This window comes from Hymenobacter sp. B1770, from assembly GCF_049896385.1.
Lineage (GTDB): Bacteria > Bacteroidota > Bacteroidia > Cytophagales > Hymenobacteraceae > Hymenobacter.
Genome location: NZ_JAFCUF010000009.1, coordinates 93751 through 118362, shown reverse-complemented (window position 1 = coordinate 118362; position 24612 = coordinate 93751). Strand labels below are relative to the sequence as shown.

21 protein-coding genes are annotated in these 24612 nt (G+C 58.5%); 14 read left to right on the top strand and 7 right to left on the bottom strand.

All coding sequences use genetic code 11. The features are described 5' to 3' along the window. Nucleotides 1-9 precede the first annotated feature (9 nt). The 3 genes from ACP7AJ_RS17615 to ACP7AJ_RS17605 all read left to right on the top strand — a co-directional run bounded on the left by ACP7AJ_RS17615 (nt 10) and on the right by ACP7AJ_RS17605 (nt 4453). Nucleotides 10-1311, top strand: a complete 1302-nt coding sequence (locus ACP7AJ_RS17615; protein WP_426061511.1) for an amidohydrolase family protein — start codon at nt 10-12, stop codon at nt 1309-1311. A gap of 101 nt (nt 1312-1412) precedes the next feature. Further along, nucleotides 1413-3443, top strand: coding sequence for an RICIN domain-containing protein (locus tag ACP7AJ_RS17610; RefSeq protein ID WP_426061510.1), 2031 nt, complete (start codon nt 1413-1415; stop codon nt 3441-3443). A 77-nt stretch (nt 3444-3520) separates the two neighbouring features. Next, a complete protein-coding gene (locus tag ACP7AJ_RS17605) occupies nt 3521-4453 on the top strand; it encodes a DUF6929 family protein (RefSeq protein WP_426061509.1) in 933 nt (310 codons plus the stop codon). A 529-nt stretch (nt 4454-4982) separates the two neighbouring features. Here the strand turns inward: ACP7AJ_RS17605 and ACP7AJ_RS17600 are convergent. Beyond that, on the bottom strand, nt 4983-6044 hold the full coding sequence (locus tag ACP7AJ_RS17600; protein ID WP_426061508.1) for an IS110 family transposase: 1062 nt from the start codon (nt 6042-6044) through the stop codon (nt 4983-4985). 557 nt (nt 6045-6601) lie between these two features. Here ACP7AJ_RS17600 and ACP7AJ_RS17595 point away from each other — a divergent pair. Then, the gene (locus ACP7AJ_RS17595) at nt 6602-7720 is read left to right on the top strand and encodes a cobalamin B12-binding domain-containing protein (RefSeq protein ID WP_426061507.1); all 1119 of its coding nucleotides are present in this window, start codon (nt 6602-6604) and stop codon (nt 7718-7720) included. Nucleotides 7721-7821: 101 nt separating this feature from the next. On the opposite strand, the gene ACP7AJ_RS17590 is transcribed toward ACP7AJ_RS17595, so the two are convergent. Further along, entirely contained in the window at nt 7822-9015 is a 1194-nt protein-coding gene (locus tag ACP7AJ_RS17590) for a lactonase family protein (RefSeq protein WP_426061506.1), read from the bottom strand. 116 nt (nt 9016-9131) lie between these two features. On the opposite strand from ACP7AJ_RS17590, the gene ACP7AJ_RS17585 reads away from it, so the two are divergent. Continuing rightward, nucleotides 9132-9869, top strand: a complete 738-nt coding sequence (locus ACP7AJ_RS17585) for a response regulator transcription factor (RefSeq protein WP_426061505.1) — start codon at nt 9132-9134, stop codon at nt 9867-9869. A gap of 445 nt (nt 9870-10314) precedes the next feature. Beyond that, on the top strand, nt 10315-12093 hold the full coding sequence (locus ACP7AJ_RS17580) for a DUF5723 family protein (RefSeq protein WP_426061504.1): 1779 nt from the start codon (nt 10315-10317) through the stop codon (nt 12091-12093). A gap of 351 nt (nt 12094-12444) precedes the next feature. Here the strand turns inward: ACP7AJ_RS17580 and ACP7AJ_RS17575 are convergent, their stop codons facing one another. Then, nucleotides 12445-13344 carry a S24 family peptidase gene (locus ACP7AJ_RS17575; protein WP_426061503.1) on the bottom strand — a complete coding sequence of 300 codons (900 nt, stop codon included), beginning with the start codon at nt 13342-13344 and terminating at the stop codon, nt 12445-12447. A 98-nt stretch (nt 13345-13442) separates the two neighbouring features. Here ACP7AJ_RS17575 and ACP7AJ_RS17570 point away from each other — a divergent pair, with 98 nt between their 5' ends. The 7 genes from ACP7AJ_RS17570 (at nt 13443) to ACP7AJ_RS17540 (ending at nt 21173) form a co-directional block, all read left to right on the top strand. Next, nucleotides 13443-13715: a hypothetical protein gene (locus ACP7AJ_RS17570; protein ID WP_426061502.1), complete on the top strand. Its 273-nt coding sequence runs from the start codon at nt 13443-13445 to the stop codon at nt 13713-13715. Between the two features lie 3 nt (nt 13716-13718). Beyond that, the gene (locus ACP7AJ_RS17565; RefSeq protein WP_426061501.1) at nt 13719-14060 is read left to right on the top strand and encodes a helix-turn-helix domain-containing protein; all 342 of its coding nucleotides are present in this window, start codon (nt 13719-13721) and stop codon (nt 14058-14060) included. A 13-nt stretch (nt 14061-14073) separates the two neighbouring features. Further along, nucleotides 14074-14667 carry a hypothetical protein gene (locus tag ACP7AJ_RS17560; RefSeq protein ID WP_426061500.1) on the top strand — a complete coding sequence of 198 codons (594 nt, stop codon included), beginning with the start codon at nt 14074-14076 and terminating at the stop codon, nt 14665-14667. Between the two features lies 1 nt (nt 14668). Next, a complete protein-coding gene (locus ACP7AJ_RS17555; protein ID WP_426061499.1) occupies nt 14669-15544 on the top strand; it encodes a DUF1376 domain-containing protein in 876 nt (291 codons plus the stop codon). A gap of 11 nt (nt 15545-15555) precedes the next feature. Then, entirely contained in the window at nt 15556-16980 is a 1425-nt protein-coding gene (gene dnaB, locus ACP7AJ_RS17550; RefSeq protein ID WP_426061498.1) for a replicative DNA helicase, read from the top strand. 367 nt (nt 16981-17347) lie between these two features. Further along, nucleotides 17348-18454, top strand: coding sequence for an AAA family ATPase (locus ACP7AJ_RS17545; protein WP_426061497.1), 1107 nt, complete (start codon nt 17348-17350; stop codon nt 18452-18454). A 196-nt stretch (nt 18455-18650) separates the two neighbouring features. Then, nucleotides 18651-21173, top strand: a complete 2523-nt coding sequence (locus tag ACP7AJ_RS17540; protein ID WP_426061496.1) for a S8 family peptidase — start codon at nt 18651-18653, stop codon at nt 21171-21173. Between the two features lie 187 nt (nt 21174-21360). Here ACP7AJ_RS17540 and ACP7AJ_RS17535 read toward each other — a convergent pair whose 3' ends face one another. From ACP7AJ_RS17535 to umuD, 4 genes are all read right to left on the bottom strand, one after another. Further along, a complete protein-coding gene (locus ACP7AJ_RS17535; protein ID WP_426061495.1) occupies nt 21361-21681 on the bottom strand; it encodes a hypothetical protein in 321 nt (106 codons plus the stop codon). A 40-nt stretch (nt 21682-21721) separates the two neighbouring features. After that, nucleotides 21722-22024 (bottom strand): hypothetical protein, encoded by a 303-nt coding sequence (locus ACP7AJ_RS17530; protein WP_426061494.1) that lies wholly within the window; start codon nt 22022-22024, stop codon nt 21722-21724. 33 nt (nt 22025-22057) lie between these two features. Continuing rightward, complete coding sequence (locus ACP7AJ_RS17525; protein ID WP_426061493.1) at nt 22058-23353, bottom strand: Y-family DNA polymerase; 1296 nt, start codon at nt 23351-23353, stop codon at nt 22058-22060. Between the two features lie 139 nt (nt 23354-23492). After that, on the bottom strand, nt 23493-23951 hold the full coding sequence (gene umuD / locus ACP7AJ_RS17520; protein WP_426061492.1) for a translesion error-prone DNA polymerase V autoproteolytic subunit: 459 nt from the start codon (nt 23949-23951) through the stop codon (nt 23493-23495). A gap of 391 nt (nt 23952-24342) precedes the next feature. Here umuD and ACP7AJ_RS17515 point away from each other — a divergent pair, with 391 nt between their 5' ends. Further along, nucleotides 24343-24546, top strand: a complete 204-nt coding sequence (locus tag ACP7AJ_RS17515) for a hypothetical protein (RefSeq protein WP_426061491.1) — start codon at nt 24343-24345, stop codon at nt 24544-24546. The last annotated feature ends 66 nt before the right edge of the window (nt 24547-24612 follow it).

Below are 24612 nucleotides of genomic sequence, written 5' to 3'. Positions count from 1 at the left end.
GAAGAACCCATGCGCCTTATTCTAACCCTCGCCCTTGCTAGTACCACCTGCGCCGCCTTTGCTCAGGTGCCCACGCCCGCGCCGCCCCAGGCCAAGCCGGTGCTCATTACTGGTGCCACGCTGCACGTAGGCAATGGCACAGTGGTGCCCAATGCTGCCGTTGCCTTTGACAAAGGCCGCCTGACCTATGCCGGGCCAGCGGGCGGCTTCAACGCCGACCGAGCCGGCTACGAGACCATCGACGCGGCCGGCCAGGACCTGTATCCGGGTCTGATAGTACCCAATACCACGCTGGGTCTGACCGAAGTAGAATCCGTCCGGGCCACGGTGGATGAGCGGGAAGTGGGCACAATGAATCCCAACGTACGTGCCCTTATTGCCTACAACACCGATTCGGACATTTTACCTACTGTGCGCACCAACGGCGTGCTGCTGGCCCAAACCACGCCCCGCGGTGGGCTGCTGGCCGGCCAGAGCAGCGTGGTGCAGCTCGACGCCTGGAACTGGCAGGATGCCGTGGTGCGCGCCGATGACGGCCAGCACCTCACTTGGCCTCAGATGGTGTTCCGCCTCAGCCCCAGCGAAGATGCCACGGCGCTTGACCGGCGCCAAAAGGTCCGCGAAAGCCAGCTGCGCGACCTGGAGCAGCTTTTCGGCGAAGCCAGCGCTTACCGCCAGCTGCCCGCCAGCCGCAAGGAAAACCTGCGCCTTGCTGCTTTAGCCGGTATTTTCGACGGCTCTAAAACGCTGTACCTGCACGCCGACTACGGCAAGGAAATCATCGAAGCCGTGCGTTTTGCCCGTCGCATGGGTGCGCAGAAGGTCGCCGTGGTAGGTGCCCGCGACGCCTGGATGGTGCTCGACTTCCTGAAGCAAAACGACATCAGCGTGGTCGTGTCACGGATTCACGCGCTGCCCCGGCGCGACGCTGACGACTACGACCAGCCCTACAAGCTGCCCGCGCAGCTTCAGGCCGCGGGCATTCGTTTCTGCCTCGACTACCAAGGCGACCAGGAAACGGCCGGCTCGCGCAACCTGGCGTTTGTGGCGGGCACGGCCGCCGGCTTTGGCCTCACCAAGGAGCAGGCCCTGACGGCCGTCACCCTTAGCACGGCGCAGATTATGGGCATCGATAAAGACTACGGAACCCTGGAAGTGGGCAAAAGCGCCACGCTCGTGCTCAGCAAAGGCGACCTGCTGGACATGCGCACCAATGCCGTTTCGCGCGCCTTTATCGACGGCCGCAGCATCTCTTTGGAAAGCAAGCAAACGTATCTGGAGAAGAAGTTTCGGAGCAAATACGGGCTGTAGCAACTACCCCAGTAGCGGAACGGTAGCGGGAGATTTCGCCATTCCCGCCGTTCTTTTGCATTGTTCACCCACGCGTGCTCTTTTCCTGCGCGCCCTCACTGATGTTTCGACTGCTTTCGCTGTTCCTGCTGCTGCCCCTGTTTGCCCACGCCCAAGCGTCCTTCGTGCCCGATGAGCGCGCTTACTATGGCCTAATTAACCGCGGCAGCGGCCGAAGCCTCGACATTGCCAGCGCCAGCACCGTGAGCGGGGCCCCAGCCGTGCAGTGGGAGTTTACACACGCGGCCAGCCAGCAATGGCGCTTTGTGCCCCTGCGGGCTGGCAGCGAGTATTACCGCATCGAAGCGCGCCACAGCAACCAGTGCCTTACCATCAGCAAGGCTGGCGAGGGCATGGCCCTGGTGCAGCGGCCCTTCCAGGGCAGCGCCGAGCAGCAGTGGCGGCTGGTACAAGCGGGCCCGGCCGGCAGTTACCAACTCGAAAACAAAAGCGAAAACCGCTGTGCGGCCCTGGCTGCGGCCGATAAATTTAACGGTACGCCCGTGCAGGCCCAGAAGGGCAACGGCCGGGCCAGCCAGCAATGGCGCTTGTTTTTGCTCCGAATGAACGTGCTGGAAGGGCCATCGCACTTTGGTCCGCCGCAGCCGTTAGCCGGAGCAATTAACACCACGGGCAATGAGCTGCACCCGGTGCTGAGCCCAGATGGAAACACGCTGTACTTCGCTCGTACCAAGTTTGCGGGCAACACCGAAGGCAACACTGATTCTGGCGATGCCTGGATGAGCCAGAGCGCTGACCAAGGCAAAACCTGGGGTCCGCCCACTCGCCTCGACGCCATCAACACCCAGCAGAACAACGAAGTAGTAGCCGCCGTGGGGGGGCAGGGGCAAACGCTTTATCTGCGCGGCACCTACGAGGCCGGTGCCTCCCGCGACGAGGGCATGAGCAAAGTAGCCCGCACGGTGGCCACCAGCGGAGCCGCCAAAAATGTACGGATTGACGGGGTTCGCATTGCCAGCTACTACACGGCCGTGCCGGGCTCGGGCTTTTTCCTGAGCCAGGACGAGAAAATATTGCTGCTTTCCCTGGAGCGCGGCGACTCGGAAGGTGGCAACGACATCTACCTGAGCCGCCCCGATGGCAACGGCGGCTACGGCGAGCCGGCTTCCTTAGGGCCGGTGCTCAACTCGCCCGGTTTTGACTTTGCGCCCTGGCTGACACCAGATGGAAAAACCATTTATTTTGCTTCTTATGGCCACATGGGCTACGGCTCGGCCGATATTTTCGTGAGCCAGCGCCTCGACGACAGCTGGACCCGTTGGAGCGAACCCCGCAACCTCGGCCCCGCCGTAAACGGCCCGGGTTTCAACGCTTATTTCACCCTGACGCCCGACGGCAAAACGGCCTATTTCTCGTTGTCGGCCACTGCCAATGCCACCAAGGACATCTGGCGTACCGGGCGCGCCGTGCCAGCCGATTCGCTGCCGGCTGCGCCCGTTGCCGCTGTTACTGAAGCGTCGCCCCGCGCCTTTTTGAGCGGCCGGGTGCTGGACGCCCGCACCAAGCAGCCCGTGCCGGGCGCCATCGTGAAAGCCAATTTGCAAGCCAACGCGGCCGGGGTCCAGTTCAATGCCACCAGCCGGGCCGACAACACCGGCGGTTACCAAATGTCGCTGCTGCCCGGCAAGTACTACCTCTCCGCCACGGGCGGTGGCTTCCTCACAGTAGGCGACACCCTTATTGCCAGCGGCTCGCCCCGCCGCGACTTGCTGCTGCTGCCCGCGGTTGTGGGCGCTAAGGTCGACTTGCCCAGCATCATCTTCGCCCAGGGCAAAGCCGGTCTGCTGGGCTCGTCCTACACCGAGCTGAACCGTCTCGCCATCGCCCTGCAAGCCAGCCCCGGAACCGAAGTACGCCTCGAAGGCCACACCGATAACGTGGGCCCGGCCGACAAAAACCAGCAGCTCTCCGAAGACCGGGTGGCCGAGGTCAAGCGCTACCTCGTGGGCCGCGGTGTCGACGAAAAGCGCATTACCACGGTAGGCTTCGGTGGCTCCAAGCCCAAGTTCTCGAACGAGCGGGAGGAAACCCGCCGCCTCAACCGGCGCGTGGAGCTAGTCATTGTCAAGTAGGATTACATCGCGCAGCCGCCAGCCAGCGTAGGGACAGTACCAAGAAACCAAGCTTGGCTTGGAATAGCCATACCCGCATGTCTTTTATCGAACGACCAGCCCCGTTTGAGGTTACGCGCATGACTGCGACCATCCTCTCCGAGAAACCCATTCCTGGCCTGCCCTCGGCCTCTGGCATCGAGCTGATTGGCCCGGTGGCCTACGTTATCAGCGACGATGCGCCGTTTATCTACCTGCTCGATTCGGCAACGCTGGCCGTGCTGGCCCAGGTACGGCTTTTCGAAAGCACGGAGTTTGGCACGGGGCGCATTCCCAAAGGCACCAAGCCCGACCTCGAAGCCCTTACGGCGCTCACCTGGCCCGATGGGCAGGCCGGGGTGCTGGCGCTGGGCTCGGGCAGCACCCCGGCGCGCGAAAAGGGCTGGTTTGTGCCTGTGTCGGGCAGCAAGCCGCAGCAGGTGGCGTTGGGGCCGCTCTATGAGCTATTGCGGGCTCAGCTGGGCACCGGCGCGGTCCTTAATCTGGAAGCCGCGGCTACTACCGCTTCCGAGCTGCTCCTTTTTCAGCGCACCGTGGGCAAAGTAGATGCCGCCCTGCAGTTTCGGCTGCCGCTGTCGGCTACCCTGCAATTTCTGATGGGCAGCGGTCCTGCGCCGAAGGTATCAGCGCCGCTGCGTTTTCCGGTTCCTTACATTGGCAACAGGCCGGCCGGTTTCTCCGGCGCCACGTTTGTGCAGGGCCGGCTTTTCGTGACTGCCTCGGTGGAGGATACCGATGATGCCGTGCTCGACGGAGCCGTGTTGGGCTCCTTTCTGGGCCTGGTCGATGGCAACGACAACACGGCCACGTTTGCGCGCCTCACTTGGCCAGGGGGGCGCCCGTACCTGGGCAAGGTCGAGGGCCTGGCCGTGCGCCGCACCCTGGGTCCTCGCCGCTGGGAGCTCCTGCTCGTGACCGACGACGATGCCGGCGGCAGCACCGCGCTCATGGCCGAGCTCGTTCTGACTTAGCCAGCCATTCGGAACGTAGAATTGACCCAGCTGGGGCTGCGCTTTTGCTGCAGAGTAATACCTAACACCAAGTGAAATAATGGCCGTGCTTGGCGCAGGGGCGTGTAAAGTTGCCAGCCGCGAGGCATGCTTGCCCGTTCGCAGCTGCCCACCTATCCTATGAATTCGCTGCCCGCTGCTAAGGAAACTCATTGTTTTCAAAGCGTGGCTGGCAAGCTGTGTTATCACCCAGGTGGGTTTGTGCACGTGGCCTGGAGCTGATAAAAATATTTTACGGACAGGTACTGGTGCAGCTGAATTCGAGCGCCCGCAAAATCCTGTCGGAGCACGAAGGGCGCGTGCCCCTCACTGGCGCTGCGCAGTAATGGATTATAGACAATTGCCTACCCCGGGCCATGAGCTTGGTCCGCACCCGCCATTGTGCCATTGTTGAAGATGCTGTGATAAAAAGCAAGAGATGGGGCAAGTTTTTTACCTTTAGGCCCCTTTAAGGAGGGCCTGTGGGTCCATCCTGCGTAGCCTCGGCCCGTCAACTGGTCGGGGCTACTTCTTTTTCCAGGCAACGGGCCGGGTGGTACTGGGGGTCGTAGGCGCAGTCGTTCTTCCACAGCGAGTAGCAAAGCAGCAGCAGCTTGCGCATGACGGCAATAACACCGGGCTTGCCGCTGGGCTGGCGGGCCCGTAGCCGGGCATAAAAGGCGATTTGCTGCGGGTTGAAGCGTAAACTACTGACGGCGGGCAAATAGAGGGCCGTCCGCAAGCGCACGTTGCCGCGACGCGAGATGCGCGTGGCCCCGGCGGAAAGGCCACTTTGCCGCTGCACCACGTCCAGCCCGGCGTAAGAGGCCAATTGCCGCTCGTTTTCAATCAACGCGAAGCCGGTGGTTTCGGTGACCACGACAATCGCCGTCGTCAGGCCAATGCCCGGCACGCTGGTGAGATGGGCCAGTTTGCGGGCCAGTTCCGGCTCGGCCGCCAGCAGCGCGGCCAAGTCCTGGTCCACCGCGTGGAGGTGCTGGTCCAGCAGGTGCAGGCGGGCCGTTAATCGGTCCAGGGTGCGCGCATCCGGCTGGTAACGGTGCTGGTAGGCGTGGCGCTGCGTTTTGAGCCGGGCGGCCTGCTGGGTGAGGCTCTGCCGTTCGCGGGAAAGCGCGCGCAGCTGGCGCAGGGCGGGCGTGGGCGGTTGCCAGGCCGGCAAGGCGCGCTCCAAGCCCAAGCGGCAAAGCAGGCGGGCATCGAGTTGGTCGGTTTTACTCTTTTGCTCGGTGCTCTGGGCAAAGTGCTTGACTTTGTTCGGAAGCAAGACGCTCAAGGTTTGTGCGTTGTCGACCAAAAAGTAGGCCAGCTCTTCGTAGTAGACGCCCGTGGCCTCGACCACAAACCAGCAAGGAGCTGCGGCGAGTTGCTGCTTGGCCGTCCAGGCCAGCAGCGCCGCGAAGCCGGCCGCCGTATTGGCAAACGTGGTTTCTTTGCCGAACCACAGGTGCTGGCGGGTATCGATGCGGCCAACACAGGCCACAAAGGTGTCTTTGGCGATGTCAATCCCCACCACGTATTCCAGGGGGACGCTGGCGGAACGAGCGGTGGGCATAAGCGAAGGGGAAAAGGTGAATAAGCAGCTAGGCAGGTTTTTACCGCAACTTTCCTTGTACAAATGCGGGATGCCGGACGCAGGCCCGGCTCCCTCCATACTGTGCAGTCTTCGGGCAAAAACGGAAAACGGGGCACCGACTCTTCAACGCACGGTCAGTCCCGAAGGGCCGCCGTTAGGAGCGTTGCGTGTCCCCGTTTTCTTTTCTGGCTACCTTCTAATGTAAGGCAGTTCAATCATACAAGGAGCTAATCCTCTTCACGGGCTTTTCATCCAATCGGTGCTAGCTGCTGCACCTGCTAACTTTTTTTCTAGCGTTTCTCAACGATTGGGGCTACTGAGAATTACCTAATAAAGATTTCTGCTTAAGTAAGCCTGTTGTTAGAAAAAGGTCTAAACCCTCAAAAAAAAGTATCAGCCAGGGCGGATGAAATTATGCTTTTAAGCAGAATTTTCTGCCTTGAATGAGTGTGGGTATGTATCCCGTTCGCTTATAATACGTAAGGAAGTGGTGCTTTTATAGCCAACTATCCTATACCGTTAATCGATTTGAACCATTGCCCACTAAAGACGTGCTACGCGAGCAGGTAGCCCAACGACTGTACACAGAATTGGATGCCTTGGCTGATTATGCCGCTAATCAGCAGCCCATTCCCAACAAAATGAATGCAGCTGGGCCTCTCGATAGCGCCCAGCCAGTTGACAAGGAAGCCTATAGGCAGCACATTCTCTCGCTCGCCAACTCCGTGCTGATGGCCAGTCCGGCTCTTTTCGACGCGCACGTGCTCCAACTAAGCCAGCGTCAGGGCCCCAAAGCAACCATTGAGCAAATAGCTGCTGTGCGCAAGGCGGTGCTCCTGCGCTTGAGCGTGGGAGAGTACGTCCTGGTGGCCAGCGTGTTGAGCGCGGCCATCAATGCACTTGCCTCAGCTACGGAACCTGAGCAGCCCGTAACGAGCGAGCCAGCTGAGTCCTCAGCAGCTACCAGCCGCTTCAGCCATATGGCCGAAAATTATTTGAGTTTGCTTCTGGCCGGCGACCGCCCTGGGGCTCAGCGCCTAGTGCTTGACGAAGCGGAAAGCGGCAGTGACGTGCGCGACCTTTATCTGCACGTGCTGCAGCCTGCCCAGCGTGAAGTGGGAAGCCTCTGGCACAGCAACACCATCAGCGTCGCCCAGGAGCATTATTGCACGGCTGCCACCGCCAGCCTGATGGCCCAGCTACAGCCATACTTTCAACGCACACCGCGCAACGGCCGCCGCTTGCTGGCTGCCTGCGTGGCCGGCGACCTGCACACCCTCGGCCTGCAAATGGTGGCCGATTTTTTGGAATACGAAGGGTGGGAGGTGTGCTACCTGGGTGCCAGCACGCCCCTTGATAGCATCTGCCGCATGGTAGCCGAACAAGGGGTGGAACTGCTGCTCACAGCGGCCTCTATGCCGCATCACGTGCCCCTGCTGAGCGAATTGGTGGCCGCGTTGCGGCGCGATGCCAGCACTCGGCACGTGCGGGTATTGGTAGGAGGGCGCCCCTTTGGGCATGATGCCAGCCTGTGGGAGAGCACCGGCGCTGATGCCTGGGCCAGCAACGCCGAAGAAGCTGTGGCCGTGGTGCAGGGCCTGTTTGCGGAACAGGATGGCCCAGTGCAGGCGAGGGCAGCTATTTCGACAACCTAGGCCGCAGTCCCCCATCAAGCCAGCGGCCGTACCTGCTGTTATACAACTTGGCCGCTGCGCTGGCTGGCGCTATTTCCTGCAACGTGTTGCGCAACAGGCGGCTATTTGGTAAAGTCGCTTACTACTTGCAGAAACATGGGCGAAGGCACCTCTGCCGTTTGGCCGGTAGGGGCTAGCCGGCCGGTCGCCTGGTCCACGCGGAACGTCACCACGTTGTTGGAGTTTTGATTGGCCACGAGCAGCAGGCTCCCAGAGGGGTCGAGAGTGAAGTTGCGGGGCGTCTTTCCTTGTGTTTCAACGTGCTGAATTATGGCCAGCGCGCCGGTGGCTTCGTCGATAGTAAATACGGCTATGCTGTTGTGTCCCCGGTTGGAGGCGTACAGAAACCGGCCATTGGGCGAAATGTGAACATCGGCGCAGGAATTGGCCCCCTCGTAGCCCGCGGGCAGCGCCGACACCGTCTGGAGCTCGCGGAACTGTCCAGCCGCTGCCTCATATTCCAGCGCCGTAACGGTTGAGTTCAACTCGTTGATGAGGTAAGCGCGCTTGCCGTTGGGATGAAAGGTGAGGTGCCGGGGGCCGGCGCCGGGACGGGCCACAAAGGCGGGCTCGGCCATCTGCGTGAGTTGGCCTGTACGAGCGTTCAGCCGATATCGGTACACTTGGTCGGTGCCCAAGTCTACAGCTAAGGCATAGGCATTGGCGGGGTCTGCAATGATGCAGTGGGCGTGCGGGCCGTCCTGGTTTTTGTGAGGCCCCTTGCCTTCGTGCTGGCTGGTGGATGCAGGCGGTGCCAGCGTGCCATCGGCGAGCAGTGGCAGCACGGCCACATTGCCACCCGCATAGTTGGCAACCAACGCCGATTTGCTGCCTCGGTCAAGGCTAATGAAACAGGGCAAAGCTCCCATCGAGGGCTGCTCGTTGAGCAGGGTGAGGTTGCCGGTGCGCCGGTCCACGGCGTAGGAACTCACGCTCCCGCTTTTCTCTCCCCGAAACGTTTGGGTTTCGTTGACCGCGTACAAAAAGCGCTGCCCCTTCGACAAGGCCAGGTAAGTGGGGCTGGCCCCGCCACGCTGGGCGCTTACGCGCGTGAGGGCGCCGGTGGCAGGAGAGAGGCGGTAAAGGAAAATCGTGTTCTCCTCTGCCGAAGCCACGTTGGTGCCCACATACACCAGGTAGTCCTGCGCCTTCGAACTGCTCGCTGGCCTTGCGCAACCCAGCAGAGCAGCTGCTGTAAGCAGACAAATGCCGCCGATTATAAAAAAAGAGGTAGATCGGGCGAGGAAAACCATCATAAACGCAGATGTTAGGGATGAGCTACAAAAGTGCAATAATTCCCTCATCAAGCGCACTTAACATCCTTTCAGGATGATTGGAAGCAGGTATATTGCAAATCATTAGCTGGCTTACTATGATTTCTGAGAATACTTCTGCAATAACGGCATTGGCTTCTTCCGGCTCTGAAACAAACGCACGTACGCTCTTACAACAAAACCGCATGGCCTATGCGGTGGCCGAGGTGGCTGCTACTGCGGATTTGCATCCGGGGGTTACTATCATCCACAACATCCTGACTGATTCAGTGGAGTACATGTCGCGCCAAGGCATGGTGTTGCTGCAAACGACTTTGCCGGCGTTGCGCGCAATGGGGCCCGAGTATCATAAGGTGTTCTTCAACCCAACCGATGTTTCGGATTATTTGCCCAAAATACTTGAGATGGCAGGCTCGTCCGACCCCTGGGCAATGGTCAGCTTTTTTCAACAGGTGCGCACCACGCAAAGTCCTGAATACTCCTGGTATTTTTCGCTGAGCCGGGTGTTGCTGCGCGATACCGATGGCTCGCCGCTGCTGCTGATTACGACGGCATGTCCCATCGACCCCCTGCATCACGTCACGCACAAGGTGAGCCGGCTGTTGGAAGAAAATAACTTCCTGCGCCAGCATTCTGCCAGCTTTAGCACGCTTACGGCCCGGGAGCGAGAGGTGCTGCGCCGGCTGGCCTTGGGCCTGAGTGCCCCCGAGATTGCGGCAGAGCTATTCTTATCGGCTGCCACCGTAGAAACTCATCGACGCAACCTGCGCCGGAAGTTGGGCATTCGGACCTCTTATGAGTTGACCGAATACGCTCGTGCTTTTGACCTGATATAGTGGTGATAAACTTATATAGGGTAGAAAAAAATCTAAATCGTCATAATATATCAAATAAAAATACCCTATTTGGGGTATTGATTATTCGGCAGAATAAACAGTGCGCCGTGCCTGCTCAGGGCAAATACTGAAAAGTGGGTATTGTGAAGAGAGCAGAAGCCTCGAAGCTTTGTGATTTGAAATCGATCCAATAAATAGGCCCAGCTATGCAGAATACGCTCTACCGCTTCTGGAGGTCTATTTTTTACGTAGAACAAGGCAATTCTTATAATAGTCGACCACGGTTGCAGCAACTCTCGGGTTGCTCTTTGATTCCTTCATGCCCACTGGGCTAATACGCCGCACACCCAGGTAGGCGGTTTAGCGGCCATGCTAACTCAGCATTTCGCTCAGGCAAAGTCACTTATTCACTCCTCCGCTTTTCTTAATACCTTATTTCTGCTCTATGCATACACCTGTACTTAAGCACTGGCCACGGCCCCTTCTGTTTGCCATGCTGTTACTGGGGGCCCGCACCGGGGCCGGCCAGGGCTGGACGGGACTGGCGCACAGCAACTACGGCGGCACCAATAACCTCTACATCAATCCGGCTTCGCTGGCCGATTCCCGGCACAGGTTTTACCTGAACCTAGGGGCCGCCAATGTCAATTTTTACAATACCTACCTGCAGCTGGAATTACCCGCACCCGCAAGGGAGTTCATCAACGGCGACCTCGAAATCCGCAAGGAATACCTGAAGGAGCAACTCAGTGGCGAAGCCAAGTTTGCCAGCGTCACGGGAGAAGGACGTCTGCCGTCTTTCATGTTTTCGCTGGGCCCGAACCAAGGACTGGCCTTCACAAATCGGGTGCGCGCCTTTGTTCAGGCAAACAACGTCAGCGAAAACCTCGCCCGGCTCGCCTTTAATGGGTTTGATACGGCCAGCCGGCTGGGTTTGAATCAGCTGTCGTCGGACAATAATTTCAACTTCAGCGGCGGCTCTTACCATGAGTTTGCGCTGTCTTATGGCCGCACGCTCACCCCCAATACGCAACATTTTCTCAAAGTTGGGGGAACGGTGAAGTATCTGGTGGGGCTGGGCGGCGCCTTTCTGCTGAACGAAGGCACTGAATACCACGTGTACGACGACAACAGCGTGGAGCTCCGCGACCGCAAGCTGAGCTACGGCTTCACGAATCCTGACTTTTATGACCAGTCCGGCTTTGGCGCTGGCACCCCCTTCGGCAGCCAGCGTTTAGGCAGCGGCTTCGGCTTCGACCTGGGAGTAATGTATGAGTGGCGGCCCAAGTACGATAAGTACCAGTACCACATGGATGGCAAGGACTGGACCGACCCCTCCAGAAACAAGTACCGCATGCGGGTTGGCTTGGCTCTCACCGACATCGGAGCCATTCGCTACGGCAACGAGCGATACGTGCAGCAGGCCCGCATTGCAAACAACGGCGTGGTCAAACTAGACTTTGACGACGTGGATATTGACGATGCCAACGACATTAGTCCCACCTTCCAGCGCCTGATTGGACTGAGCGAGCAAACCACCCGCTTCACCAGCTACCTGCCCACCACGCTGCGCCTGACGGGCGACTACCGGCTGGTAAACCACCTATTTGCCGGCTTGCTTTGGACGCAGAACCTGCTGCCGGCTAATACGATTGGCCAGCGCAGCCTTAGCAGCCTGGCGCTTACGCCTCGCATCGAGTTTGCCCGCGCCGAAGTAGCCGCTCCGATTATGCTGGCGAACAACTACCGCAAGCTGCAGCTGGGCGCCATGGTCCGGCTGGGTCCTCTAGTCGTTGGTTCCGACAACCTGGGGGGCCTGATGGGCCTCACCACCACCACCGGCGCCGACCTCTACTTTGGCCTTTCCCTGGCCCTTCACAAGAAGCGCCACAAAGACAAAGACAACGACCAGGTCAGCAACAAGCTCGATAAGTGCCCCAAAGTGAAAGGAAGCTGGGAGTATAAGGGCTGCCCGGCCCCCGTGGTTCCAGCTGCTACGCCAGATGCCGCAGTTCCTGCGCCTGCAGCTACTCCTGTGCAGGACGCTCAGCCCGCTTCTTCTCCTTCATCTGACGTTGTGCCGGCTGCTGCTCCTGCAACTGCGCCGGCCACCACACCTGCAACTTCTCCCGATAAAGACGCCGACGGCGTGCCCGACGCCGAGGACAAGTGCCCCGATACGCCCGGCACGGCTGAGAATGCCGGCTGCCCCAAGGCCGACTAAGCGCAGCTAAATACTTGGCAAACGACCAGGTGGGTAGCCAGGCATCGCCAGCACAGGTGGTCAACTGCAGTCATAATACCTTGTTGGGCTTAGGGGCTGTGGAAAAACAAAAGCCTCAAAAGCTGCATCTGCAAAACAGATATTCAGCTTTTGAGGCTTGCTTTTTTGGTAGGGGAGTCAACCTCTACAAGTACCCAGAGCCGGGGTAGCGTCCAGCCTCAAAAACGAGACGCTAACCCTTTGATTGACTGCTGGTAATCTTCAAATAAATTTGGTGTTACTTCAAACAGGTGGCACGCCAGGGCGCATAACCCACTGAACTGCCTTTTTGGCCCTACAATAGGGGAGAGGTTACTTCAGCCGCAGTTGCTCTTCCGGCCGCGTGGCCACCCGGTCCATCAGTTCCAGCAGCCGCCCGCGCACGTCGTGGGAGTCACGCGCCATCACCTCCAGCAGGCCCGCCACCCGCTCGAAAGCTTCTTCCTTGTTGGCCGGTACCCGCGTGGTTAGGATGCCCCGCACCTCCCAGATTTCCCAGATGGTTTCGCGGGGGATGACGTGGGGCGAGAAGTACGCGTTGTCCGACAGCAGCTCCACTTCCTGGTCTTCGTCCTGAATCGGCCGCGGAATGCGCTTCACCATCATGTTCTCCTCGGTCACCACCACGTACACGTGGCGGGGCTTCACCATGCGCCAGTTGTCCACGCAGCGCGCCACCACCACGTCGCTGGTCCACAGCGTTGGCTCCATGCTGGAGCCTTCCACCTCGAAGGCCCGATGCGACTTGCCCGAGAACTGCGGCATGGTCAACAGCTCCAGGTCCATTTCGGTCAGCACCTCCGGCCGCTCCCGCGACAGCTGGTAGCCGGCCTGCGCCGGCGTGGGCACGAGCATGATGCCTTCCTGGCCCGACTTGTCCAGCGTGATAACCGCCGGGGCGTGTAGCCCTCCGTAGCGGTGGCCCTCCTTATGCTCCGGTTGGCTCTTGGGCTTGGCCGCGTCTGGTTTCGCGTCGGTCGGGATGTCCAGCATGTCGCCCTTGCCCAGCAGTAGCCAGCCCGGGTTTACCTCCGGGTAATGCTCCAGCACCTCCACCAGCGTGTCAAAGCCGGGCTTGAATTTGTGTCCAATAAAGTTGTAAAGTTTAGTGGGTCGGTCGTGTCCAAGTTTCTTTGCAGCACCATAGACAGAGTCGCCATAATGCTCAATTATAGACGCTAAACGGTCACCAATTTGCTTTTGCTCGTCCATTTTGTTTTACTTGTCTGTTAAAACTTATTTGGCAGTTCAAACTTGTTGTCGTAAAATTGCCCTGTCTCGAAAACAAAGTTAAACAACCGGCAAACAAAATGGAACACATAGCAAAGAAAATTTCAGAGCAGCGCCATCTTTTTGGTAAGCGCAGCGACTACGCCGCTCGCATCCTCACCAACTTAGAAGCTAAGGGTAAAGCATTTACGCGCCAGCAGGTCTACAATGTCGTGTCCGGCCGCTACTTCAACATGGACGTGGCCGAAGCCTTTTTTGAGGAGCTGGATGCCGAAGTAAAGCGCCGGGCCGACCTCGAAGCCCTCGCCAACCGCCAAAACCTCGCCGCTGCCGCCACCCCAACCCCCGCCTAAGCCATGCAAGTTGCCCTGCTAGTCCCCGAACAGGAGTGGCGGCAGCTGCTGGCCGACGTGCAGCGCCTCAAGTCCACCGAAGCCGACGTCGCCCGCGCCCCGCAAGCTCCACCGCCCCCGCCCGACCGCATCCACACGGTGCGCGAAGCCGCCCACTACATGCGCCTCAAGCCCGAAGGCGTCCGCAACGCCCGCCGCGCCGGCCGCCTGGCCGGCCTGCGCCTCAACGAGAAGGAGTGGGGCTTCCGCCAGTCCGAGCTCGACCGCTACCTGTCCCGCTACAACCGCCGCCCGCTCGACGGCCCACCACCCACGGCATCCCCGACGATGAAGGTCGCCGCCTAACCACCCTTTCCCAATGTCCCAGCTACTCTCCCTGGTTGGTCCTGCTGCGGCCGAACCCAACCCCGCCGCGGCCACTCGCTCCATCATCACCATTCAAAAGGTGAAGCTCAAAGACCAGCACCTTACCTGCGAGTTCACCGAGCAGCGCGCCGACGACGCCCCGCCCCGTTCCTTTGCCCTCACCTGCGCCGAGCTCGTGCACCCCGACCTGACCCACCGCCTCAGCCGCCTGGTGCCCCACCTGTGCCTGCTCGCCGAGCAGCTGACCGAAACGCCCAACTACTGGCCCGACACCGCCGAAGAACTCCCGGCGCTATTCGCCCAGTTCACCGTCACCGGCTTCTCCATGGGCCATCACCAGGGTGGTGTCACGCTCATCGGCCAGCGCGAGCTAACCGGTGGCCGGGTGCTCAATCTCACCACGCCCTACCAATCCTTCGACGACGAGCAGGGCAACTACCCCTACGCGCCCCTGCTCGAAACCGAGCTGCTGGAGGCCCTGGCCGAGGTCGAAGCCGCCCTGCGCGGCAAATGCACCGACTACCGCCAGCTCGACTTGTTCGAGCAGCCGGCCGCCGCGCCCCACCAGCTAACGGTGGCCCGCTAGCATGAAGGCCCCCGCATTTATGTTTTACACGGGCGACTTTCTGAGTTCGCCCGATGTGCAGCTCATGGAAGTGCATGAGGTCGGGGCCTATTGCCTGTTGCTGTTCAATTCCTGGCAGTCCGACCGCCCCGGCTACCTGCCCGACGACGAGCACCGCATCCGCCGCACCGCCCGCCTCACCACCGAGCAGTGGGCCATCAGCCGCGAGCTGCTGCTGAGCAAGTTCCCGCTGGCTCCCGACGACCCCACCCACCGCCACAACCCGCGCCTGGTGCAAGAAGCCGTAAAGCAGCTCCTAAAGCGCCAACGCCTGGCTGCCAACGGCCGCAAAGGCGGCCGGCCCGAAAAGCAATTGCTTGCTGAAAATAACCAACTGGTTTCCCAAAATCTGCCCGCCGCGCCCCCAGCTTCACCCGCAAAGCAATTGCTTTCCCCGGCTAAGCAAAAGCTTTCCAGCAAAAAGCAAAAGCCCCCAAAATCGAAAGCAATTGTAAAGGCTTCTAATTTCAGTTTCACTACTTCTAAAGAAGTAGAGAGAGGCGAAAAGGCTGACGCCCCCACACCCGCACTCACGTCTGCGAATAATAAAAACCCTGTTCCCACGCTGGCCGAGGTTCAAGCCTACGCCGCCGCGCAGCACCCCGACAGCGCCGACGCCCAAACCGAGGCCGCCGCCTTCTGCGACCACTACGAAAGCAACGGCTGGCGCGTGAGCGGCAAAACCCCCATGGTCAACTGGCGCGCCGCCTTCCGCAACTGGATGCGACGCCGCCCCCAATTCCAGGCCTCGGCTGCCGCCCGCCACGGCAGCGGCCCACCGGTCCCAACCCGGGCCCGCACGTCTCCCAAACCCCTAGACCCCACTCGCTGGAGCTAATCCCACTCGTCATGTCCGAAAATCAACTCCAACCCTACGCCGCCCGCCGTCCCGCCATTTCCGCGCCCGCCGGCGGCCACCTGCCACCCCAGGCCCTCGACCTCGAAGCCGCCGTGCTAGGCGCCGCCATGCTCGAAGCCGACGCCCAGCGCACCCTGCTGGCCCTGCTGCCCAACGAGGAAGTCTTCTACTACACCGCCCACCAGCAGGTGTACCTGGCCATCCGCGACCTGGTGCAGCAAGGCAGCCACGCCGACCTGCTCACCGTCGTGGCCCAACTGCGCCACCGCGGCACCCTGGCGCGCACCGGCGGCCCCCACTTCGTCGCCGGCCTCACCAGCCGCATCAACTCGGCGGCTCACCTCGAAACCCACTGCCGCCTGCTGCAGGAGCAGCACGCGCGCCGCGTCGTCATCCGCGTCGGCACCGAGCTAACCGCCCACGGCTACGACCAGACCCGCGACCCCTTGGAGCTGCTGGCCGACGCCCAAAACCGCCTCACCAGCCTCCACCGCACCCTCGAAACTCGCCCCGGCCAAACCGCCGCCGCTGCCTTCGACCCCACCTTCGACCGCCTCGCCCAAGCCGTCCAACAGTGCGGCCTCACCGGCATCCCCACCGGCCTCACTGCCCTCGACGGCCTCACCGGCGGCTGGCAGCCCGGCGACCTGGTGCTCCTCGCCGCCCGCCCCGCGATGGGCAAAACGGCCGCCCTGCTGCACTTCGCCCGCACCGCCGCCCTCGACCACGGCCACCACACCGCCATTTTCAGTCTCGAAATGCCCACCCTGCAGCTCATGCAGCGCATGGTGGCCAGCGAAGTTCCCGGCTACTCCAACTCCGACCTGCGCCGCGGCAACCTCCCCGGCGGCTTGGAGCAAGTGGCCCACATCCGCGAGCAAGCCCAGCGCCTGCGCACCCACGGCCACGCCCTGCACCTCGACGACACCCCCGGCCTCAGCATCCAGCAGCTGCGCGCCAAATGCGCCCGCCTCCACGCCCAGCACCCCTTGGGCCTGGTCCTGGTCGACTACATCCAGCTCATGCGTGGCGACACCAAAGGCAACCGCGAGCAGGAAGTCGGCAGCATCAGCCGCGGCCTCAAGGAACTAGCCAAGGAGCTCAACGCCCCCGTCATCGCCCTCAGCCAGCTTTCCCGCGACGTGGAAAAAAGGGGAGGAGAGAAGCGCCCGTTACTCTCGGACCTGCGCGAATCCGGCAGCTTGGAGCAGGACGCCGACTGCATCGTGTTCATGTGGCGCGGCGAATACTACAACATCGCCGAGTACGAGAACGGCACCGCCACCGCCGATACCGTCCTGTTCGACATCGCCAAGCACCGCAACGGCGCCACCGACGAAGTCATTGCTGCTTGCTCCATGCGTCGGGGTACTTTCTCAAACCTCACTTCCTCGAACGTTGCCGTCAAATATTAACCTATTACTAAAATTTGGAGACACCCGTTATGCCGCGCACACACGCCTTAACATCACGACCTTCAGCCAGAAGTTCACCATGACTAAGGCCTGCGTGGTCCGTGGTCTCATCACCCCCGAGCAAGCAACTGAGCAGCGTCTTGAGGAGCACCAAGCCCCCAGCGCAAGGAACGCCGTGGTTGGCATGCGAACTGCAGTACTCAATTAAGAATTCTGCTGTGCTAATAATGTTCGCGAGTTAATAATTTGATAATTAAGATTATATAGCGAAAATACTAACGCACTGAACTCCTATTCTATGATATTGATTTTTACTAACTTAAATAGCTAAAGTGCGGGCATCTTTAGCAAGAGGTAAGTGTTACCTTTGAAACCTACTCCGCAAAGATTCGACGACTTTGACAAGCGTTGTGTTGATTGTTTACCAAGGGTAGTAACGAAACAGATAATGGCACGAGGGGACTTAATCAAAGAATTGTTCCTCAGTTACAAACGAGGAGATAATGAGTCGTTCATCGCCACTGCTACGGTTATTGCAGAGGAAGAGCGGAAAAAACACCATGTCGTATTAGCTAATGAACTGACCCGAATTTTAAAGAATACCAGCACCTCTCGGTCGCCGAAACCGAGTAATGGCTTAGAACCATTACCTAAAGACCCTGACAGAGGAACCCCATTAATGGAAGTAAGGTGGCCGAATCAGCCACTTGACCAACTAGTACTATCGAATGAGCAGCGTGAATCATTAGGTCTTGTCCTCGAGGAATTTCGGCATTGGGAATTACTCGAAATGAACGGGCTTGCTGCAAGTCAAAAAATGCTTTTTTGCGGACCGCCTGGCTGTGGTAAAACTGCCACGGCGGAGGCCATCGCGTGTGAAATAGGTCTCCCACTTCTTTATATACGTTTTGATGCGGTAGTTTCGAGCCTCTTGGGCGAAACGTCTGCTAATCTGCGTCGAGTATTTGACTATGCTGCGAATGGTTCATGGGTAATACTATTCGACGAGTTCGATGCCGTTGGCCGTTCGCGTGATGACCCCACTGAACACGGTGAGTTAAAGCGTGTGGTAAATGCCTTTTTACAATTGCTTGACAGTTTTAAAGGCCGTTCCCTCATAATTGCTGCCACCAATTTTGAACAAGCACTAGATGTAGCTTTATGGCGTAGGTTTGACGAAGTTATTCGTTTCGATAAACCTTCTCATGAGCAACTGATATTCCTTTTAGAACGTCGTCTTCATCATTTGCGACCCCCACAAGAAACTCTTGAAACTGCAGCAACTAGTTTGCTCGGGATGAGTTTTGCAGACGCTGAACGCGTGTGTCTTGATGTGCAAAAACGTTTAGCGTTGGAAGGGAAAAGAGTAATGACTCCAAACTTATTAACCAGCGCTGTTCAACGCCAACAACGGCGTAAGCATTTACTTGTCCGCCCCGGTTTGGCTGAACCGCCATCCATTGACCCTGATTAAGATGCCTGACTACGCCCATCTACCCTGGCAGAGGCTGGATATTCCAACTGCAAGACGTAAATCTGGAAATTTCACACCTCCTTCTTTACCCGTTAGGAACCAACCCACACATGGGAGGGCACTTGAAGAAGGCATCAATAGTGCTCTGAGCATCATACAGGATGAAAGGCAGAAGTTGGGGCTAAGCCCAACTCAAATGTTGGTGCTAGAGTTTACATCTCTGATTGATTCGGAAACACGAACTACTCTCGAAGACCGTTTAGGTCTACACATATTATCTGAGGTAGCTGTTGAGGAGGAGCTAGATGAGCCAATATTTACTATTGACGCGCTCAGTCTTAGAACTCGTACCAAAGGTCAATTGCTAAACGGATTAGACCTAGCACGATTAAAGGTTAAGTCAGTTGAATCTGTGCGTACTAATGTTGGTCAAGACGACCCTAAAAAAGTACGCTTTGTTTTTAGAAGCAAGGAGGATGCTGTTCTATTTAAGAGCCTGCTAGAGAGAAGTGCAATAGGGGTCGGGTGGAAATTTTCTGATTTTTCTAAGAAAGAACGGGAAACGTTTTACAGAACGCTTATTCAATTTCATGATGAGGCATCGATAGGACGCTTTAATGCGGAGTTGTCTAACTATAGACAGGGAGCAAGCCAGATTCGGCTAACTACTATTCAACGAGCATTGCTCTTTGATGCATTTGTTAGTATTGGTATTGTTTCCTCCCAAGACCGGCTCGGTGCAAAATTGCAAGAAGTTGGTTTTCCAGCAGATGACTTCTTTTTCGACCTTGACCTGTGGCATACAGGAGAGGATGTAAATGCGGAAAAATTAAATGCTAGGAACGTAATCCAGGAAGCAGGTGGTCGTGTTACCGACATCAAGGCTATTGGTGACATGCTCATCATTGCACGAGTCGAAGGCAACGAGGAAGTAGCTAGAAAGCTATTGGCTTACGACAGAGTTTCACGACTCGATTTGCCTCCAAGTTTGCCACCTCAATTATTTGATGTCTTTGGAAACACCAGTTTACCAGATACATTAGACTTTGAGGAAGATATGCCTTTAGCCTGCGTGGTCGACTCAGGTATTATGCCAGGACACCCTTTGTTAAGGGGGGCAGTCGTTGATTCTAATGATTTCGATTCGGGCGATGGAACATCCGTCGATACGGTTGGCCATGGCACTCACGTGGCGGGCATCGTGGTTTATGGTGATGTTGCGAAATGTATTCCACGCAATATATGGGAGCCAAAAGTCCGTGTTATTAATGCAAAGGTGTTGCATAAAGGGCCTTTCGGAGGTGCAGAGTTTACCGATGAAAAACGTGCTGAAACACAAATTGAGGACGCCATAAGATGGGCGGCTTCAGCTTATGAGTGTAGAGTTTTTAATTTGTCTCTAGGCAATTTAGCTAGAAAGTACAGCCGTGGTCACCAGCTGCCATGGGCACTCCTAATTGATAAGTTAGCCAGTGAACTGAATATCGTAATTGTGGTATCAGCAGGTAACAACCAATCGCCAGCAGTTCCCTCAGCAAGTACTCGAGCTGACCTTCGTAAAGGCGTATTGGAAAACATTTACGGTACTGACCATTCTCTTATAGACCCAGCAACCGCAGCAAACGCGTTAACCGTTGGTTCAGTCGCAAGAAGTGAGCAGCCTGCTGCCTCCAACTTACGATTTCCAACCGAAACATTTCCGCCCGTTGCCTCACCTGAAGAAGCACCTTCGGCATTTACCCGAACCGGTATATGTGAAGGCCGAGGGGGAGGGCTACACCGAAGTATTAAGCCTGAGCTAGTCGCTTATGGAGGGAATTATCTACTAAATCTTGCTATTCCACCTTACAAATGGGCTGGTAATGACCCCCATCTTGGTGAACCCTCTCTTGCTTTCAATTTTGCAAGTAGCGGCAGACCCTTTGCAGCAGCTTGTGGAACAAGTTTTGCAGCACCTTTTGTAACACACATAGCCGCTAGGGTTGAGCATCAATTTAGGAAACGTGGCCGCGTCGCATCGCTAAATCTTATTAGGGCATTAGTTGTAAATAGTGCAAGGCATACACAGGCTGCTATAGATTTTATCTCTGGACACCGGCCTGCAGACACTGAGCTAAGTGTATTGCGTGCGATGGGTTATGGGAAGCCCAACGCTGAGAGAGCGCTTTTCTCTTCGGATACAAGGGTTGTGCTTTATGCTGAAGATGAAATAGCAGATGACCAGTACCAGCTCTATGAATTGAAGCTTCCAGAAGAGTTTATTGCAGGGAATGACCGGCGCCGTATTCGATTCACGCTTGCTTATGACCCGCCTGTTCGGGGTTCAAGGAAAGAATACATTGGCAAAACAATGTGGTTTGAGTTGTTTAGGGATAAGACAGTATCTCAAATACAAAGTCTTATGGCTGGAACATTGCCTGTAGGTCACAAAATTAAATCCGAAAGCTTAACGCCCACCGAAACCCGATTAGAATGGTCTACTGTCCAATCTGCCTCGTTTGAAGCAAAACTTGGTAGTAAACTCGCGGTCGGCGGAAGAGCCCGCAAATTTCATGTACTGGTAGGAAGTCATAAACGCTTTTCGGGCGAAGATTCCTTTCAACGTTATGCCTTGGTTGCCACATTGGAACATGATAAAACTGATGTGCGCATTTACGACCCAGTTCGTGTATTAATACCAGCGCAGCGCATTACAAATCGAACTCGCCTCCGGTACTAAATCTAGCAAAACTGCCACTGCATCCCGTAGTGGCAGTTTTTTTTTGACGGTTTCTAGCATCCTTTTCGCAACAAGTGCCTTCTTGCACATCTATTTACGTAGGGGAAAGGTCATTGCTTTCATCTTATTCAGGAGCCAGGGCTTTTTTTAGCATATCCCATTGCAGCGTGTGAGCAGCGGTTCCCCGCTACTTCTTCCGCTGTCGCCGGCCCTTCAGCTGCTCATAGCACGACACCGCCGCCTCAAACGCCTCGGCCGTGAGCTGCACAATGGAGTACCGCGCCCGGTCCCGCAAAATGAAGTCGTCCACGGCATCCCGGTGCCCGAGCCGGCGTAGCTCGGCCGCCTCGCCCGGGGCCAGCGCCTTGGCAATCTGTATCTGGTAGTCGCCTTCCGGCGTGATGAGCATCATCACGCGCCGGTTGTGCAGGCGCCGCACCACGCCGCGTCGGGTTTCATAGTGGGGCAGGCTGCCGGGCAGGTGAGCAGGAGGAGTAGGATGAGCCATAAGAGTGAGGGTAAATGAGTTGAAAATCTGTTTTCTGGTTCTATTCAGTTGGCCGCGCCACTTCCCCCGCCGAGTCGGTGGCCGGGTCGTCCGTTTCCATCAGCGTCGTCCGCACCAGCCCGTAGATGGTTTCCCACCCCAGCCGAAGGCCTTCCTTGGGCAGGTCCACCAGGTACTGCGCCGTCACATAGTCCACCAGGGCCGGCGTTGCCCCGTCCCGGTCCAGCTCCGCCGGCAGCAGCGTACGCCACGGTGCTTTGCCCGGCCGCGTAATTTCCATGGTGCGGCCCTGTCCCGGCCTGCCCGCAACCCGGGCCCCCATCAGCATTCGAGCGTTTGCCATAACCTTGTTGGTATAGAATAAATAGCCGCCCCGTCAGCACTTCACGCCCCACAGTTCCGCCCACTTCGTCGTAAACGCCGGGCTCTTCGCGTCCCGCTTCATGGCCCAGGGCTCCGGCTTGCCCGGCGCCGCCACCGCCGCGCCCACCTTAACCGCGCCCGCCCCGTACCGCCCGTTCAGCGCATCCAGCGCCGCCATCAGCTTCGCCCGCTCCGGCACCCGCTTCGCCTCCTCAAACAGCGTGGCCTGCGGCCCGCTGCCCGCCCGCTCCAGCCCGTCCAGCAGCACGCCCGCTTTCACGTAGCGCAGGCCCGGCCGCCATATCCGCTCCAGCCCCCGCCGGGCCGCCTTGGTTAGCGTCAGCGTATCATCCGTGGCCAGGGTCAGCGTCAGCTGCGAAGAGTACGAGTAGGGCGGGGGAGTGCCCGCAAACCGGCTGGTTTCCACAAACACCGTCAGCAGCTGCGCCGCTAGGCCCTGGCCTCGCAGCTTCTCGCCGGCCCGCGCCGCGTGGGTGGCCACCGCCCCGGCCACGTCCTCAAATTCCGTCAGCACCTTCCCAAAGGACCGCGAGCAGCACAGCGACTTGCGCGCCTCGTCCTCCACCGTCACCCGCGAGCACGACAACCCCCGCAGCTCGTGCAGCAGCCGCGCCCCCACCACGCCGCCTAGGTTCTTGCGAGCCCAGGCATCGCCCACCCCCGCCAGCTGCGCTGCCGTTCGCACCCCCACCGCGTAGAGCTTGGCGGCCGACTGCCGGCCCACGCCCCACACGTCTTCCACGGCCACCTGCGCCAAGGCCTCGCGCCGCTGCGCCTCGTCCTCCAGCACCAGCACCCCCGAGCCCGACCCGGCAATAGCCGCCTTTTTCGCCAGCCGATTCGCCACCTTGGCCAGCGTCTTAGTCGGGGCCACGCCCACGCACACCGGCAGGCCGGTTCGCTGCTTTACAGCCCCGCGCACGTCCCCAGCCCAGTTGGCCAGGTTGTAATGCCGCTGCATGCCGTGCAAATCCAGAAAGGCCTCGTCCACCGAGTACACCTCCACCGCCGGCGCCACCTGCTGCAAATACCACATCAAACGCCGGCTCAAATCCCCGTACAGCTCGTAGTTCGAGGAGCACGCCACCCCGCCCTGCTTTTCAAACTGCTCCCGCACCTGGAAGTAGGGCACCCCCATTTTCAGCCCCAGCGCCTTGGCTTCCTGCGACCGCGCCACTACGCAGCCGTCGTTATTCGAAAGCACCACCACCGGCCGCCCCTCCAGCGCCGGCCGAAAAACCCGCTCGCACGAGGCGTAGAAATTATTAGCATCAACCAGGCCGAACATGAGGCATTAGGGTAGTAGGCTCCCGTCATAGAGGGGTGCCAGGTTAGTATAATTTGTTAGTAATCAGGCGCCCCTCTCCAACGACTTAGCGCATTAAGCGAATCAGGGCCGTACCATAAGGGTCCCGTGAGGTCCCCCGCTACTTGGCCCGCACGTAGCTCAGTCCCCGCCGCCCCTCCGTCACCAGCGGGTGCAGCACCAGCACCACCACGCCAAATATTCTAAGCTCATCCGGGTTGCTAACCACAATAGGTTTGTACCCCGGATTCTCCGCCTCCAGCACCACCGAGTCCAGCCGCTTGCGCAGCCGCTTCACCGTGTGCTCGCCTTCCACGCAGGCCACCACAATGTCGCCGTCCTGCGCCCGCATGCTGCGGTCCACCGCCAGCACGTCCCCGTCGTGAATGCCCGCCCCCGTCATGCTGTCGCCGTGGGCCCGCGCTAGAAAAGAGGCGTCCGGGTGCCGCAGCATCAACTGGTTCAGGTCCACCAGCTCCGATTCGTAGTCCGCCGCCGGCGAGGGAAACCCGCACGAGAGCAGCGTATTGATGAAGGGCAGCAGCACGGCTTCCATCCGGGCCTCACCAAGTAAAATCACGTTTTCCATATGCTTACGCCCTGTTTCGGGATGCAAGTATACGGCATTACTAATAATATTAGTTGTGCTTATGTCAATAATATTAGTAAAATGCCACAGGCGCTGTCAAATTAGCTTGCCTATGTGCAAACTTCTTTCCTCATTCCTATTGGCATGATGCTCCAGCATCGTTGCAACAAGGCCATTGCTGGTGGTCACAACCGCAACAAGCGGACCACCTAGCCCGCTCGATTGCGTTTTCAGTACACTCCGGTTAAGCAACTCACCCGTTTACGAAAAGGGCTTTTTGGCGGGCATGGAACTCAAAATACGTACAATTGCTCCGTAGTGCCCCCTCCAAATTACGTGTTTTCTCTGGCAACACCGGCTCGTCATTGGTGTTTCTTTGTGGATGAAAAATAGCCTATTGGCAACTGAAAATGGACGTCGGCGCGCGCTGGCCGCAGTCCTTACCTTGACCGAGAACACCCACTTTGCACCCTCGGTCTACGAGCGAGAGTTGCTGGACCGTTTTGTGTGGGGCGAGTTGACGCTTGACCAGGTCGAAGTACGCTTAGGTTTCGGTCCCGTGCTAAGCCTCCCCGCACCGGATTAAGCCGCAGAGTAGTCCTCCTGGCTCTAATTCCCCAATACCTCCCCACCCGTTCCGTGCTGACGCTCG